The 15621-nt window shown below is 37.9% G+C and carries 16 protein-coding genes and 5 pseudogenes; 10 read left to right on the top strand and 11 right to left on the bottom strand.

Annotated features, from left to right (window positions below; all coding sequences use genetic code 11):
* Positions 1-9: 9 nt before the first annotated feature.
* From NSQ85_RS08010 to NSQ85_RS08000, 3 genes are all read left to right on the top strand, one after another.
* Positions 10-942 carry an ABC transporter substrate-binding protein gene (locus NSQ85_RS08010; RefSeq protein WP_179974268.1) on the top strand — a complete coding sequence of 311 codons (933 nt, stop codon included), beginning with the start codon at positions 10-12 and terminating at the stop codon, positions 940-942.
* Between the two features lie 77 nt (positions 943-1019).
* Entirely contained in the window at positions 1020-2042 is a 1023-nt protein-coding gene (locus NSQ85_RS08005; RefSeq protein ID WP_179972664.1) for a FecCD family ABC transporter permease, read from the top strand.
* Positions 2039-3040 carry a FecCD family ABC transporter permease gene (locus NSQ85_RS08000; RefSeq protein WP_179972663.1) on the top strand — a complete coding sequence of 334 codons (1002 nt, stop codon included), beginning with the start codon at positions 2039-2041 and terminating at the stop codon, positions 3038-3040. Before NSQ85_RS08005 ends, NSQ85_RS08000 begins: the two co-directional genes overlap by 4 nt.
* A 74-nt stretch (positions 3041-3114) precedes the next feature.
* Here the strand turns inward: NSQ85_RS08000 and NSQ85_RS07995 are convergent.
* Positions 3115-3772: pseudogene (locus NSQ85_RS07995) on the bottom strand (DUF1803 domain-containing protein).
* Positions 3765-3869: pseudogene (locus NSQ85_RS10745) on the bottom strand (YiiX/YebB-like N1pC/P60 family cysteine hydrolase); the annotation flags it as partial. The pseudogenes NSQ85_RS10745 and NSQ85_RS07995, both read right to left, overlap by 8 nt.
* On the opposite strand from NSQ85_RS10745, the pseudogene NSQ85_RS10740 reads away from it, so the two are divergent.
* A pseudogene (locus tag NSQ85_RS10740) lies at positions 3855-3983 on the top strand (ISL3 family transposase); the annotation flags it as partial. The pseudogenes NSQ85_RS10745 and NSQ85_RS10740 sit on opposite strands and share 15 nt — an antisense overlap.
* Before the next feature lie 33 nt (positions 3984-4016).
* On the opposite strand, the gene NSQ85_RS07990 reads toward NSQ85_RS10740, so the two are convergent.
* Together NSQ85_RS07990 and NSQ85_RS10735 are read right to left on the bottom strand one after the other, a co-directional pair.
* A complete protein-coding gene (locus tag NSQ85_RS07990; RefSeq protein WP_179974267.1) occupies positions 4017-5624 on the bottom strand; it encodes a ribonuclease Y in 1608 nt (535 codons plus the stop codon).
* A gap of 279 nt (positions 5625-5903) precedes the next feature.
* The gene (locus NSQ85_RS10735) at positions 5904-6047 is read right to left on the bottom strand and encodes a competence regulator inhibitor paratox (protein ID WP_445009713.1); all 144 of its coding nucleotides are present in this window, start codon (positions 6045-6047) and stop codon (positions 5904-5906) included.
* Positions 6048-6118: 71 nt separating this feature from the next.
* Between NSQ85_RS10735 and NSQ85_RS07985 the strand changes: the two genes are divergently transcribed.
* From NSQ85_RS07985 to NSQ85_RS07965, 5 genes are all read left to right on the top strand, one after another.
* Positions 6119-7230 (top strand): IS3 family transposase gene (locus NSQ85_RS07985; protein ID WP_179974266.1). Its coding sequence is split into 2 segments (ribosomal slippage): positions 6119-6335 and positions 6335-7230, totalling 1113 coding nucleotides; the frame shifts between segments, so codons are not numbered across the junction.
* Positions 7231-7339: 109 nt separating this feature from the next.
* Positions 7340-7561, top strand: a complete 222-nt coding sequence (locus NSQ85_RS07980) for an AbrB/MazE/SpoVT family DNA-binding domain-containing protein (protein ID WP_101415544.1) — start codon at positions 7340-7342, stop codon at positions 7559-7561.
* A gap of 187 nt (positions 7562-7748) precedes the next feature.
* Positions 7749-7994 carry a hypothetical protein gene (locus NSQ85_RS07975; protein WP_101415543.1) on the top strand — a complete coding sequence of 82 codons (246 nt, stop codon included), beginning with the start codon at positions 7749-7751 and terminating at the stop codon, positions 7992-7994.
* Between the two features lie 48 nt (positions 7995-8042).
* The gene (locus NSQ85_RS07970) at positions 8043-9110 is read left to right on the top strand and encodes a hypothetical protein (protein WP_179974264.1); all 1068 of its coding nucleotides are present in this window, start codon (positions 8043-8045) and stop codon (positions 9108-9110) included.
* A 41-nt stretch (positions 9111-9151) separates the two neighbouring features.
* Positions 9152-9526, top strand: a complete 375-nt coding sequence (locus NSQ85_RS07965; protein ID WP_101415541.1) for a PH domain-containing protein — start codon at positions 9152-9154, stop codon at positions 9524-9526.
* Between the two features lie 336 nt (positions 9527-9862).
* Here the strand turns inward: NSQ85_RS07965 and NSQ85_RS07960 are convergent.
* Together NSQ85_RS07960 and NSQ85_RS07955 are read right to left on the bottom strand one after the other, a co-directional pair.
* A pseudogene (locus tag NSQ85_RS07960) lies at positions 9863-10542 on the bottom strand (IS6 family transposase).
* Positions 10543-10618: 76 nt separating this feature from the next.
* A pseudogene (locus tag NSQ85_RS07955) lies at positions 10619-11008 on the bottom strand (restriction endonuclease subunit S); the annotation flags it as partial.
* Between the two features lie 61 nt (positions 11009-11069).
* On the opposite strand from NSQ85_RS07955, the gene NSQ85_RS07950 reads away from it, so the two are divergent.
* Positions 11070-11552, top strand: coding sequence for an S-ribosylhomocysteine lyase (locus NSQ85_RS07950; protein WP_002885585.1), 483 nt, complete (start codon positions 11070-11072; stop codon positions 11550-11552).
* 30 nt (positions 11553-11582) lie between these two features.
* Here the strand turns inward: NSQ85_RS07950 and NSQ85_RS07945 are convergent, their stop codons facing one another.
* The 5 genes from NSQ85_RS07945 to accB all read right to left on the bottom strand — a co-directional run bounded on the left by NSQ85_RS07945 (position 11583) and on the right by accB (position 15619).
* Complete coding sequence (locus tag NSQ85_RS07945; protein ID WP_340781633.1) at positions 11583-12353, bottom strand: acetyl-CoA carboxylase carboxyl transferase subunit alpha; 771 nt, start codon at positions 12351-12353, stop codon at positions 11583-11585.
* Positions 12350-13216, bottom strand: coding sequence for an acetyl-CoA carboxylase, carboxyltransferase subunit beta (accD, locus tag NSQ85_RS07940; RefSeq protein WP_179972661.1), 867 nt, complete (start codon positions 13214-13216; stop codon positions 12350-12352). The genes NSQ85_RS07945 and accD overlap by 4 nt, the downstream gene beginning before the upstream one ends.
* A gap of 5 nt (positions 13217-13221) precedes the next feature.
* Complete coding sequence (locus NSQ85_RS07935; protein WP_179974263.1) at positions 13222-14592, bottom strand: acetyl-CoA carboxylase biotin carboxylase subunit; 1371 nt, start codon at positions 14590-14592, stop codon at positions 13222-13224.
* Positions 14593-14711: 119 nt separating this feature from the next.
* Positions 14712-15137 carry a 3-hydroxyacyl-ACP dehydratase FabZ gene (gene fabZ / locus NSQ85_RS07930; protein WP_179972659.1) on the bottom strand — a complete coding sequence of 142 codons (426 nt, stop codon included), beginning with the start codon at positions 15135-15137 and terminating at the stop codon, positions 14712-14714.
* Entirely contained in the window at positions 15134-15619 is a 486-nt protein-coding gene (gene accB, locus NSQ85_RS07925; RefSeq protein WP_179974262.1) for an acetyl-CoA carboxylase biotin carboxyl carrier protein, read from the bottom strand. Before accB ends, fabZ begins: the two co-directional genes overlap by 4 nt.
* Positions 15620-15621: the final 2 nt, after the last annotated feature.

The raw sequence follows: 15621 nt of genomic DNA, 5'->3' as shown, positions 1-15621 counted from the left end.
AGAATAGACATGAAAAAGTTTTTCGCCGTTTTAACGACTTTTCTAGCAACATTTTTACTCGTTGCTTGCCATAATACATCATCGACTTCAGATGATACCGAGTTATCTAGCATGCCTAAAATTACTGGATTTTCTTATGAAGGAGATATTCCTAAAAATCCTAAAAAGGTCATTAATTTTGCCTACTCATACACAGGTTATTTATTAGAACTCGGTGTCAATGTTTCAAGTTATTCACTTGATTTAGAAAAAAGTAGCCCTGCTTTTGGTGATAAATTAGCTGACGCTGTCCAATTAACATCAGATGATACCGAAGCTATTGCTGCCCAAAAACCAGACCTTATCATTGCTTTTTCAACAGATAAAAATCTTGATAATTTGAAAGCAATTGCTCCTGTTTTAGTCATTGAATACAGTAAAAGTGATTATTTGGAAATGATGACTAATCTCGGAAAAGTTTTTGATAAAGAAAATAAAGCACAAGAATGGCTTGATAACTGGAAAACTAAAACTGCTGAAGCTAAAGAAGAACTGAGCCAATACATTGATTCAACAACAACTTTTACGGTTATGGATTTTTACGACAAAGGTATCTACCTTTATGGTAAAAACTGGGGACGTGGTGGTGAGTTGATTTATGATTCGCTTGGTTATGCTGCACCACAAAAGGTCCAAGGTGATGTTTTCCCTACTGGCTGGTTGAGCATTTCACAAGAAGTTCTTGGAGATTATATCGGAGACTACGTTGTTCTTAATGTTAGTGACGACACTAAAGAATCGGCAGCTTCCCTAAAAGAAAGCGATGTTTGGAACAATATTTCTGCTGTGAAAAATAATCACGTTTTAGAAGTTGATGAAAGCCTCTTCTACTTTTCAGACCCAATGTCGCTTGATAAACAGCTGGATGCTTTTGTATCAGCAATCAAGCAAGCTAATAGTTAAACTCACTTACCAGCTAAGAACTGCCTGCAATCCATACGATAGGTAGTTTTCGCTGATTTCTCTGAAAGGGAAAGACAATGAAACAACTGTACCTTCTTTTTCAAAAAAATAAAAGTTTAAGAGCATGGCTTCTTTTTTTCAGCCTATGTTTTCTTTTTATCCTTGGTTGGTATTTAAGCCTTCGCTTTGGTGCAGTAGCTTATTCTAATACTCAATTAATGAGTGTTTTTAGACACCCTTTAACTGATTCTAACTTACAAGATGTGATTTTTGATTTGCGGCTTCCAAGAACCATTGCTGCTATTTTAGTTGGGGCTGCCATGGCACAAGCTGGTAGCATTATTCAAGGCGTTACTCGTAATCCTATTGCTGACCCTGGTTTTCTTGGCATTAATGCTGGCGCTGGTTTAGCCTTGATTGTAGGTTATGCCATTTTTGGTAGCATGCATTACAGTTTGATTTTAATCATTTGTCTGTTTGGTGCGATTTTAGCTGCTATTTTAGTATTTGGAATAGCTTATCATCCTCGAAAAGGATACCAACAACTTCGACTCATTTTAGCAGGTGCTATGATTTCAACCCTATTTTCATCACTTGGTCAGGCAATAACGCTGTATTTTAATTTGTCGAAAGCAGTTATCGGTTGGCAATCTGGTGGCTTAGCACAAATAAATTGGAAAATGTTGGGAATTATTGCGCCTTTTATTATCCTTGGCTTGCTATTATCGCAGCTTTTTGCGCGTCAATTAACCATTCTAAGTCTTGATGAAACAGTTGCTAAAGCTCTGGGGCAACGAACTTTTGCCATGACCACGACTTTCCTTGCTATTGTGGTTATCTTATCGGCTGCCGCCGTGGCTCTTGTTGGCAGCATTGCATTTGTCGGGCTTATCATTCCTCATTTTGTCAAAATGTTTGTGGCGAAAGATTATCGGATTATCCTTCCTTTAATAGCATTTGCTGGGAGCACTTTTATGCTTTGGGTCGATTTGATTTGCCGTACAATCAATCCGCCAGTAGAAACGCCAGTTAGTGCGATTGTTAGTATCGTTGGCTTACCATGCTTTCTGTGGTTGGTGAGAAAGGGGGAAAATTTATGACATCTGGAAAGAAAGTAGCTTGTCATTTCAGTGTTCTCATTTCTCTGTTATGTCTTGTTTTCCTGCTATCCTTATCTCTAGGATATGCTAATTCCTCACTTCTAGAGGTTTGCAAGGTCTTTTTAGGAAAATCAGATGCAACCATGTTTTTCATTGTCACGCAAATCAGACTGGCACGCATTTTGGCTTGTATGCTCGGTGGCGGTTCGCTTGCCATGTCAAGTATGTTGCTTCAAACACTCACTAAAAATCCCTTAGCCGATTCAGGTATTTTAGGAATAAATGCAGGAGCTGGGCTCGTGATTGTAATTATGGTTGGGCTTTTGGATGTTACCAATTCAATGATGATTGCGCTTATGCCATTTTTAGCCATGTTAGGTGGTATTCTGACCATTTGTACTATTTATTCTATTTCACGTCAGAAAAATCAGCCGATTAGTCCGACACGCCTTATCATTACAGGTATTGGGATTTCTAGCTTGCTTTCAGGTATCATGATTTCAATCATTGCTAACCTTGATACGAGTAAGACGGATTATATCGTCTCATGGCTAAGCGGAAAAGTAAGTGGGAGCAATTGGCAGACATTGATGATTTTAGCACCGTTGCTATTAGTCACTTGGCTACTAACTTACAGTCAAAGTTATGTGCTCAATATTATGAGCCTTAACGAAGAAACAGCTATTGCTTTAGGTTTAAATCTAAAACGAGAACGTCTCTACACACTAATACTCTCGACTGCCTTGGCGGCGCTTAGTGTTGTTCTTGTGGGCAATATTACATTTATCGGTCTGCTTGCAGGTCACATCACGCGCCAATTATTAGGAAGCGACCACCGCATCAGCCTTCCGTCTAGTCTGTTAATCGGAATGATTATCTTTTTAATCACTGATACCATTGGACGTGTTTTCTTAGTCGGCACAGGAATTTCAACAGGACTTATCCTTGCCATTATCGGAGCTCCTTATTTTCTCTATCTAATGATAAAAATAACATGAACTGTCCAATGGACCTAACTCGCTTTCTTGTTTCTAGGCGAGTGAAAAAAAAAAACAGTCCGCTGGACTGTTTTTTAAGCTTTACTGGTAAAAATTAAGCTTTCTTTATCAAAAAGCATGTTCAATTTGTACTTGCCTTGGTCATTTTTTCGGATATAATCCAATTTTTCCAACGTTTCTACAAAAATATCTGGGCGTTTTTGGACAACTTCGTCCTTACGACCAAATTTTAACAAAAATGTTGTCATATATTTCAAAGCGAATTGTGGATTGACGTCTCCAAGCAAGTCACACAAAGGTTCTTGCACTTTAGACATTGGTAAATTATCTGCTAATTTGAAGAAATAATTTGACAATGTTAACTCACTACGAGCGATACTTGTTTTTTTCAACAAGCACCAAATCATTAGCCTCATTTGTCAAACGTGTTTCAAAAGTCAGAGCCGTCAAGTCCTCATAGATAGAACTTTGGTCATCTACAAAAAGTTGACTGTCTAAACTAACATTTTCTAGTCTATCAAGCAAGTCAAAACCAATCGTATAGCATTTATTGTCACGAATAATGTAACCTGCTTGCACGTATTCCTCAATCAAACGGTCAATTTTGGGAACTTCTGGAAAATTTGCTTTGATTTGGCGTGAGGTCACATCATCTGTTTGATAAAGAAAATTAATCAAGTCTTGAAAAAAAGCTTGTCTGGTTAATTTATCTGGATTAAAAATGTTAATCATGTAATTCTCCTAAATATTGCAAATGCTCGGACTGTGCCAATTGACTAGGGTTAGTTCCAGATTGATTTAGCGGAACAGCCACTCCAAGCTCATCAAAGATATTAAACGAAATGCTTTTGGTTACAGGAAATTTGACAACTTTAAAAAACGCATTTACATCGCTTTGAACAGCAAAAAAGCGAGAACATCATTTGTTCTCGCTAGGGCTTAACTTTGCTACCCACTACAGTTGACAAAGAGCCTCTTATTTGGCATAGTCAACCGCACGGAATTCACGAATGACTGTAACCTTAATATTTCCTGGGTAATCCAAGTTTTTCTCAATTTGTTCACGTATCTTGTGAGACAAGATCGTAACTTCATCATCTGAGATTTTATTTGGATGAACCATAATACGGATTTCACGACCAGCTTGAAGGGCGAAGCTTGTTTGAACACCGTCAAAGCTTGATGCAATCTCTTCCAAATCACGAAGGCGTTTGACATAATTCTCAACGGATTCATTACGAGCTCCTGGGCGAGCCGAACTCAAAGCATCTGCTGCAGCTACAATAACTGCAATCACACTCTCAGGTTCCACATCTCCATGGTGGCTGGCAATGGCATTAACCACGACTGGATGCTCTTTATACTTACGGGCAAACTCAGTACCAATCTCAACGTGACTACCTTCGACCTCTTTGTCAATAGCTTTCCCCATATCATGAAGAAAACCAGCACGACGAGCTAGAGCCACATTCTCACCCAATTCACTGGCCATAATACCTGCTAGTTTACCAACTTCAACTGAGTGACGAAGTACGTTTTGACCATATGAAGTACGGAACTGCAATCGTCCCATAATCTTGATTAGGTCAGGGTGGAGATTCATAGCCCCAATTTCGTAAGCTGCCTCTTCACCATATTCGCGGATACGGTTATCCATTTCCTTACGACTCTTCTCAACCAACTCCTCAATACGAGCTGGATGGATACGTCCATCCTTAATTAAGGCTTCGAGAGTCATGCGAGCAATCTCACGACGAACTGGATCAAAACCAGAAAGAACAACCACTTCTGGAGTATCATCGATGATAACATCAATACCTGTTAAGCTTTCAAGGGTACGAATGTTACGCCCCTCACGGCCAATGATACGACCTTTCATATTATCATCTGGGAGGTGAACAGTGGTTACGGTTTGTTCAGTAACATAATCCCCAGACAAACGTTGCATAGCTTGCGCCAACAAGTTTTTGGCCTTCTTATCAACAGTATCTTTGATCTGTGCTTCTGCATCTTTGATACGTGTTGCAATCTCATGAGTAAGATTATTCTCAGTCTCTGTTAAGATTACCTCACGCGCCTCTGCAATGGTCATTTGACCAATACGTTCAAGTTCAGCTTGCTTCTCAGCCTCCAACTGAGTTACATTCTCTTCACGCTCATTAAGATGTTTAGATTTGTCAGCAAGACTCTGCTCTTTTTTCTCGAGGGCGAGTTCTTTACTTGATAGATTTTCATCCTTACGATCAAGGCTGGTTGCACGTTCTGTTAAACGATTCTCCATTTGTTTAAGCTCTTGACGTTCAGATTTGAATTCTTCTTCAATATCTTCTCGATATTTTCTAGCTTCCTCTTTTGCCTCTAACAAGAACTCTTTACGTTGAGCCTTACTTTCGCGTTCAGCAGTTACACGTAGATGATCTGCATCATGTTCTGCCTGACTACGAAGATTCACAGCGTCTTGTTCTGCCTTTAGCAAGATAGTTTCTGCTTGTTCCTTAGCTTTGCTAAGTTTGATAGAAATTGCTAAATATCCAACGACTAAACCAATGAGTGCAAAGACAACTAAAATTATCATGTTTATCATGTCTTTACCTCAACTTTTCTAAGGTTTTCCTAAAGAAAACCGCCTTCTAGTGTATCATATTTGCATCAATTACTCAAATAAATACCTAGACCTTTTTCATAGGTTTTATTAGAGTGAGAACAAAGCGATTTTGTGAGCTATTTTAGTAATTCATACCCCATAAGTTGCCGTTTTCTTACCTCGAAAGTAAGCAAAAAGGAAAGCAAAAAATACCCGTTAGGGTATCAATCACTTTACGAGTTTAGCAGGCAAGAAACTAGCACCAGCAAGGTGCTTTTTTTAGTTGTCCTCGCCTAGCTCCTTTATTATATCCGATACTTTTTCTAAACTCAATGTTTCGTGTGGCTCAACTCGTTCACCGTCTAAAACATAGTCATGGATTTTACCATTCTTTCGGACAATCTGGACGGTATCACCTTTTATAAAACCATTGTCCTGATGTTATCCTTAAATCTTAGAGTCACTATTGTATAATTTAGACAAAGGACAAAAACATGAAAAAACGCTACTCAAAAGAATTTAAAGAAACCCTTATCGCCTTCTATCATTCTGGTCAATCCGTCACCCAGCTGTCTAAAGAATACGACGTGGCCCCTGCAACAATTTATAAATGGATAGACCTCTACTCTAAATCTAATGAAATCTCCGTCTCTAAAGCTGATTTTCTAGAATTAAAAAGACAACTGGCTAAAGTTAAGGAAGAACGAGACATCTTAAAAAAAGTATTGACCATATTCGCCGAGAAAAAGAAGTGAGTGCTGCGGATATAGTTCAAACCATACAAACTTTAGCACTCAATGTCAGACTAAGCTGTCAACTCCTTGATGTTCCTGAATCAAGTTATTATGAACAGATTAACCGACATCCATCTAAAACTCAATTAAGGAGACAATACCTGTCACTCAAAATTTCTCAACTCTTCAATGCTAACCGAGGAATCTATGGTGCTCCTAAAATTCATCATCTTCTACTTAAACAAGGGGAAAAAGTCGGGTTAAAACTGGTACAGAAGCTAATGAAGCAACTTCAACTCAAGTCTGTGGTCATTAAGAAATTTAAGCCTGGATACTCACTAAGTGATCACATCAATCGAAAAAATCTCATACAGACTGAACCTACAAAGAAAAATAAGGTTTGGTCAACCGACATTACTTATATTCCTACTCAACAAGGATGGGCTTATCTCTCAACCATTATAGATCGTTATACTAAAAAAGTCATTGCTTGGGATTTGGGCAAGCAAATGACTGTAGAATTAGTGCAAAGAACTTTAAATAAGGCCATTACATCACAAGACTATCCAGAAGCTGTTATTCTTCATTCTGACCAAGGAAGCCAGTATACGAGTCTAGAGTATGAAGAGTTGCTTAAGTATTATGGGATGGCTCACTCTTTCAGTCGAAGGGGATACCCTTATCATAATGCCAGTCTTGAATCTTGGCATGGACATTTAAAAAGAGAGTGGGTGTATCAATTTAAATATAAGAACTTTGAAGAAGACTATCAGAGTATTTTCTGGTACATCGAAGCCTTTTATAATTCAAAACGAATCCATCAAAGTTTAGGGTATCTTACACCTAATCAATTTGAAAAGGTAAGTGCTTAAAATAAATAGATTAAAATTCTACGTTTGTTACTCTAAAAACTTGACTTTACGTCATATTTTACTTTTTTGTAAGTTCATTTTATAATGTATATACAAAAGGAGTAGAGCCATGAATGTTATCTTAAGAAAAACAGGAAATAGTACGGTTATTATAATTCCACATCAAATTAAAGAGACCTTTGGAGCAGAAATCAGAGAAGAAATCGAATTCGTTACTTTAGGAAACAATGTCATCATTCGCAAAGCTGAGCCAAAATTTAATTTTGATAAAGAACTAGAAAAAGCAATGAACCAATACGATGAACTTTTGAAAGAATTGGTGGATAAATGAGGTATCTGACCGCTGCAGATATTATCAAAAATACAGGGATTGAGGTAATATGGATTGAAAAAGATATACTGAGGAAGGCTCATATATTCCAAAATGTTCATTATATCCGAATGGAACAATAGTACTAAACTTAGCAATTCACTGCGATTGTATAGAATTTATCGCTTTACACGAAATAGGTCATCTTGTGTCTGGAAAAGCACTGGCAATAGTTAATAACAGATTGAAAGCGATCGCTCATACTCGTAACGAAGCTCTAGCCAATAGATATGTGTTTAGAAATATTGCACCAAGATATGTGGAAGAAAATCAGTATGACCGCACTTGGGCGTCTCCACATAAAATATGTGAATTTTTAAATATAGAAGCTACATTCGAAAACATAGGTATCGCACAAGAAGAAATAGATATTGCCCTTGGATATAATTTTTAAAGTAAAAATACGTGCGCTAACCACGTTAAAAGGGCAAGGAGATGTTTTATGGAAAAAATAAAAGATTTATGGAAAAACACAAAATGGTTTAAAATTCTAGTTTTTATAACATGTATAAGCTTACTATTTATATTGTGGCCAATAACCCTCATCTCAGGCTTGATAATGTATGGTTATGCTTTATATTCAGTTGTAAAATCTAAAATAAGAGGACAGTATACAAAATTCAAACCAAAAACATCTTTCATACTTGCTACATCACTGATTTTCATTTCGATTATTGGCTGTATAGTTACTCCGGATACAACAAATACAGATTCTAAATCAGAAACAACACCCAAAGTAACAAAAACTAGCCAATCCATTACCTCTAGTAGTTCAAAAAAAGAAAAACAGGCTTCACAGAAAAAGGATACTACTAAAAAAGAAACCTCAGTTGCTTCAAAACCTATTGAAACAACCCCAGATAAGCTTGTTGAAAAAATAAATAATGGAACTTTAAAATCTGGAGAAAAATATCATTTTGTTGGAGAAATGATGCGTTCAGATAATTGGAGTACTGATTCATCTGGAAACTATACAGTGTATGTAAAAGCCCCAGAACAAGCATCAATTGCTGGTATGTCTTTATATGCTGATGAACATGATGCAGAAAGATGGACTGATGGAACACAAGTGGACTTTGTAGTTAATATCAAGAATGTAGACTTAAATGGATACAAAGTTCTAATGCCAGTAGTTAAGACTTCTAAAATATTAAGTGGTGGAACAACAAAAGAACAAAAGGATAGCATAAAAGAGAACGATTATTATGATGCCCTGTCTTCTGCGGCCCAAACTGTAAATACGAGTTTGGGTACTAATGCCATTGACAGTATAGACAGAGGTTATAGTTACCCAGCTGCTAATGTTAATTTGAATATTGTTTTTGCATCTTATTCAAATATGGAAATAAAGAGTCTAGTTCAAACTTTAAACGAAAGCCTAGTTAAAATAGCTCATTCCAAAGGAGTAGATAATCCTCAATTTCATTATTATATTTCAGGTGTAGAAATCGGAGAAAACCGTTCAATTATGGATCCTTCTAAAGTCAAATTTAATTCTAATTTAAAATAAAAAATATAATAACCCCACCGAATATTTAAGGAAAAATAAAAATGATTGATTTTAATAATGCTGCTTTTATTAAATTAAAACCTACAAATGATGATGCTTTCGTTAACAATATCTCACCGATTCTTGTAAAAGGCGAGTCTATCTTAGGAACATATAAAGGGATACGTGATGGAGTCGTATTTACAACTCATCGTATTATCGCTATTAATGTCCAAGGTATTACCGGTAAGAAAAAAGATTTCACATCTCTTCCTTATTCTAAAATTCAAACTTTTTCTATTGAAACAGCTGGTACTTTTGACTTAGACAGCGAATTGGAATTATGGTTCTCGAGTTTGGGAAAAGTAAAATTAGAATTCTCAAGTCGTGCAAATGTGTCTGAAATTGCAAAAATTATATCTCAAAGAGTTTTATAAATAAATACCGAAACCTTTTTCATAGGTTTTATTAGAGTGATAACAAAGCGATTTTGTGAGCTATTTTAGTAATTCATACCCCCATAAGTTGCCGTTTGCTTACCCCAAAAGTTAGCAAAAAGGAAAGCAAAAAATACCCGTTAGGGTATCAATCAATTTACGAGTTTAGCAGGCAAGAAACTAGCACCAGCAAGGTGCTTTTTTAGTTGTCCTCGCCTAGCTCCTTTATTATATGGCTCTATGATTTATGTAGTGGGTAAAACTACTGTAGAGATTATAGAGGGTTCTGTTGCAAAGTTCCAAAATGAACAATACTAGTCTAACACTAGCTATAGTTTATGCAGGTATTCCTAATAATATCTTCATTTCCGTGCAGACTGAAGACCCGAAGAGAGTGCCTTCTTTTCGGTTCTTCTTATATAATCCTCGAATGGCTTCCATGCCTGTAATCGTGGTTGAGGCTGTTCGTAAGCTTCGATAAAATTTGTTTCGTCTCTTGATAGGACGATGATCTTATTCAATGAGGTTATTTAGATATTTCACCGTGCGATGTTCTGTTCGCTGGTAAAACCCGTGTGCCTGTAATTTTTTGAAGACACTGGCAATAGAGGGAGCTTTATCGGTCACCAGAACTCTTGGTTCATCGAACTATTTAACTAATCTCTTGAGAAAGGCGTAAGCTGCTTGTGTATCTCGCTTTTTCCGTAACCATATATCCAGAGTGAGACCATCTGCATCAATGGCGCGATAAAGATAATGCCATTTTCCTTTGATTTAATATAGGTCTCGTCCATTTTCCACGAATCAATGGACTGTTTGTTTTTCCTCTTCCAAATGTTGTAAAGTAGTTTCCCATATTCCTGTACCCAACGATAGACAGTGGTGTGAGACACGTTAATACCATGGTTGTATAGAATTTCTTGGACGTCACGATAACTCAGGTTGTACCGAAGATAGTAGCCTACAGCGACAATAATCACATCTTTCTGAAATTGTTTGCCTTTAAAATGGTTCATCTTCATTACTCCTCCTAGTTCCTATTAAACTCAATTTACCCTATAATGGATCTGAGGGGAAACTTTGCAACAAAACCATCTTTTGTAAAAAGCCTTTTTTCTGTTCTTTCAACAAATCTAACTTACGCTGATGAAGAGTGATAGTGTTGTCTAATTGTTCAAAGAACATCCCTATTTTATTTTGTCAGTGGTACTATGGATAACTAATATCTGTATCTAAAATGTTTTTATTATATAGCCGTTTAATCGTACTTCCTTCTAATCCTTGCCACTTAACAGTCGAATAAAACTGCTTTAAAAACTTATTATCCAAGCGATTATCATGCTTTAACCAAACTATATTGCTATCTTGAAAATATTCATATTCCCCTTGATATACAACAGTTCTACCTATGCTTCCAGAAGCAGATATTAAAATATCCCCTATTTCTGGATATGGATATTTTAATTTATATTCCTCAAATAAATACTAGAACTTTAAACTGATTTTGTGGTATCATAACTCTATAGAATAGGGAGGTATTACCATGCCAAAAGACGTTACTGTTGAAAGTTTTGAACTTGATCACACCATTGTAAAAGCACCTTATGTCCGTCTTATTTCAGAGGAAGTTGGACCTAAAGGAGATATCATCACAAACTTTGATATCCGTTTGATTCAACCTAATGAAAATAGTATTGATACAGGTGGTCTTCATACTATCGAACACCTACTCGCTAAACTGATCCGTCAACGTATCGATGGCCTTATTGATTGCTCACCATTTGGTTGCCGTACAGGTTTCCATATGATCATGTGGGGAAAACAAGATCCTACGGAAATTGCCAAAGTTATCAAATCTAGTCTTGAAGCTATTGCAAACGAAATTACTTGGGAAGATGTTCCAGGAACTACTATTGAATCTTGTGGTAACTATAAGGATCACAGCCTTCATTCAGCTAAGGAATGGGCTAAACTTATCCTTGAACAAGGCATCTCAGACCAAGCCTTCGAACGTCATACCGTCTAAAAAACATTGGGATATAATTCCCAATGTTTTTTAATATTTTCTAAAACGTTGATAACGCGCTTCAAGTAAGTCTTCTGTTGATAATTGGCTTAATTCTGCCAACTCGTCTACGATGGCTGTCTTAATCGCTTCAATAATTTCCCTAGTAAAATAGCCACGTTCTGGAATAACCTTGTCAACGATTCCCATATTGAGTAACTCGCCTGATCTAATCTTCATCAACTCTGCTGCCTCTTCTGAACGTGAACCATCTTTCCAGAGAATAGTTGCAAACCCTTCAGGACTCAAGATAGAATAGATGGTATTTTCAAGCATCCAAACCTTATCAGCTACTGCCAAGGCAAGGGCACCTCCAGAACCACCTTCACCAATGATGATGGCAATAATTGGCACCTTAAGGTCGCTCATTTCCATAAGGTTACGAGCAATAGCCTCACCCTGTCCACGTTCCTCTGCTCCGACACCAGGATAAGCACCTGCAGTATTGATAAAGGTAACAACTGGACGACCAAACTTTTCAGCCTGTTTCATAAGGCGAAGAGCCTTACGATAGCCCTCCGGATGAGGTTGACCAAAGTTACGATTGAGATTATCTTGTAGGTTTTTACCTTTTTGGATACCCACTACTGTAACGGCTTGGCCATTTAAGCGACCAATACCACCGATAACGGCACCATCATCACGGAAATTACGGTCACCATGAAGTTCGATGAAATCATCAAAGATTTCTTTAGCAAAGTCCAAAGCCGTTAAACGGCCTTGATCACGTGCTTCTTTTAAAATACGTGCTACGTCGCTCATTGAACACCTCCATGGAATGATAAGAGCGTGGCAATAGTATCAGCCAACTCTGTACGTTTGACAATGGCATCAACAAAACCATGTTCCTGAAGGAACTCGGCCTTTTGGAAATCATCTGGCAAAGTTTCACGAACTGTATTTTCAATGACACGACGACCTGCAAAGCCAATCAAAGTTTGTGGCTCAGCCAAGATGATATCGCCTTGCATGGCAAAACTTGCTGTAACCCCGCCAGTGGTTGGATCTGTCAAGACGGTCAAGTACAGCAAGCCAGCGTTTGAATGACGTTTTACTGCTGCTGATATCTTAGCCATTTGCATCAAACTCATGATTCCCTCTTGCATACGGGCACCACCAGAAGCTGTAAAAATAACTACTGGAAGTTTTTCCAAAATCGCATACTCAAAGAGTTTTGTGATTTTTTCACCAACAACGGTTCCCATTGAAGCCATGATAAAGTTGGAATCCATGATAGCCAAGGCTGTTTTTTGTCCCTTTATAGTTGCAACACCCGTCACAACTGCTTCATCAAGACCTGTTTTTTCCTTGGTGGCAGCTAGCTTCTCCATATAACCTGGGAAATTTAATGGATTTTCAGTTTTAATACCTGTAAATAATTCTTGGAAAGATCCCTCGTCAACCGTTAAATCAAGACGTTCTTTTGCGGAAATACGGAAGGCATAAGAACAGTTTGGACAGATTTTAGCTTGTCCCAAGTCCTTTTGATAAATAGCTTGTTTACAGCCAGGACATTTGGCAAAAAGATCATCTGGTACTTCTGGCACATGGTGATAAACCCCATTACGTACATAACGGTTAGGATTGATACGGATATACTTTTCTTTTCGATCAAATAATCCCATAAACCCTATTCCTCACGATTCTGATATTCTGGTAGGAAAGTTTCCATCAAGAATGATGTGTCATAATCTCCAGCGATAATGCTACGGTCTGAAATCAAATCTAACTGGAAGTCAGCATTTGTCACAACTCCATCGATTTCAAGCTCGTAAAGAGCACGTTGCATCTTCATGAGTGCCTCAAATCGATTTTCTCCATGAACAATGATTTTTGCAATCATTGAATCATAGTAAGGTGGAATGGTATAGCCTGGATAGACAGCACTGTCCACACGAAGACCAACACCACCACTAGGTAGGTAGAGATTGCTAATTTTCCCTGGGCTTGGTGCAAAGTTGAACTTAGGATTTTCCGCATTGATACGACACTCAATGGCATGTCCCTTGATTTCAATATCATCTTGAGACACAGATAATTTTTCACCTGCAGCAATACGGATTTGTTCTTTAACAATATCCACACCACTTACAAATTCAGTAACTGGGTGCTCAACTTGAACACGAGTATTCATTTCCATAAAGTAAAACTGACCTGATTTTTCATCAAGAAGAAACTCGATAGTACCCGCATTTTCATAATTAACAGCCTTAGCAGCACGGACAGCCGCAGACCCAATTTCATGACGAAGTGTCTTACCAATGGCAACAGAAGGTGATTCTTCCAAGACCTTTTGGTTATTACGTTGAAGAGAACAGTCACGCTCACCTAGGTGAACAATATTACCATAGCTATCTCCCAAAATTTGAATCTCAATATGACGAGCTGGGTAAATAACTTTCTCAATATACATTGCCCCATTACCAAAGGATACTTTAGCTTCCTGTGACGCAGATTCGAAGGCAGGAACCAACTCTTCTTTAGTGTTGACCTTACGAATTCCTTTACCGCCACCACCTGCAGAAGCCTTAAGCATCACTGGATAACCTAGACGATTGGCAACTTCTAAAGCCTCTTCAGCCGTAAAGACTTCACCATCTGAACCAGGGATTACAGGGACATTAGCCCTAATCATTTCAGCGCGAGCATTGATTTTATCACCCATTTTGTCCATAATCTCACCTGAAGGACCAATAAACTTGATGTTCATTTCCTCACAGAGAGTAGCAAATTTAGAGTTTTCACTCAAGAAACCAAACCCTGGATGAATAGCTTGAGCCTCAGTTACAATAGCTGCTGACAAGACACGGTTCATATTCAAATAAGAATCAGTTGATTTTGCCGGACCAATACAGATAGCTTCATCAGCAAGCATAGTATGGAGAGAATCCTTATCCGCCTCAGAATAGATAGCGACCGTTTGGATTCCCAATTCACGCGCTGCACGGATAATACGAACTGCAATTTCACCACGATTGGCAATCAATATTTTTTTAAACATAAAACAAGATAACATCACACATCTTTATGATAGTCTGTGTAGATTTCCTTTCCATGTGATAGACCAATGTCTAAAGAAAAATCCTTTCCGACTGTCGCCAGAAGGATTTTCACAAAACATTAGCTTCCAATAGCAAAAGTCAAAGTCCCTGATGCAGCAAGTTTACCACCGACTTCCGCTTTAGCCTCAACAACAGCAATTGTTCCACGACGTTTAACAAACTTAGCTGTCATAACAAGTTGGTCCCCTGGGACAACCTGTTTTTTAAATTTAACCTTATCCATACCCGCGTAAAAGACTAACTTACCTTTATTTTCAGGTTTTGACAATTCAAGAACACCAGCAGTTTGCGCAAGAGCTTCCATGATGAGGACACCTGGCATAACTGGGTATTGTGGGAAATGCCCATTAAAGAAAGGCTCATTGATCGTAACATTTTTAATAGCTGTAATTTCGTCTTCTGAAACTTCTAAAACACGGTCAACCAAAAGCATTGGGTAACGGTGTGGCAAAGCCTCACGAATAGCATTAATATCAATTGTCATTTGATGCGTACCAATCCTTTTCCGTAATCAACGACTTCTTCATTTGCTACCAAAATTTCAGTGATAACACCATCTTTAGGTGCAGGCACTTCATTCATGACCTTCATAGCTTCAACAATAAGAAGCGTTTGGCCTTTCTTAACTGTATCACCAACAGAAACAAAGGCTGGTTTTTCAGGAGATGGTGACAAGTAAGCAACTCCTACAAGTGGACTTTCAACTACTTCTCCTTCAGCAGCTTGAGCTGGTACAGAGGCTTCTTCGACTGGTGTTTCAACAGTAGCGGGTGCTGCTACTGGAGCAACTGGAGCCTGAGGAGCTGACGCAACCACTTCACCTGTAGGAGCTACTGGGGAAGTAGTTACTGAACTTGTTTGATTTTTACTCAAGTTCAACTCTTCTCCATTGTTTTTATATGAGAATTCACGCAAAGTTGAGGCATCAAATTGAGTCAACAAATCTTTAATTTCAGAAATATTCATAA

It is taken from the genome of Streptococcus sp. FSL L8-0526, assembly GCF_038007145.1.
Classification (GTDB): domain Bacteria; phylum Bacillota; class Bacilli; order Lactobacillales; family Streptococcaceae; genus Streptococcus; species Streptococcus thermophilus.
Note: the sequence above shows the minus strand (reverse complement) of the source record. Positions and strands in the feature narration are given on the sequence as shown.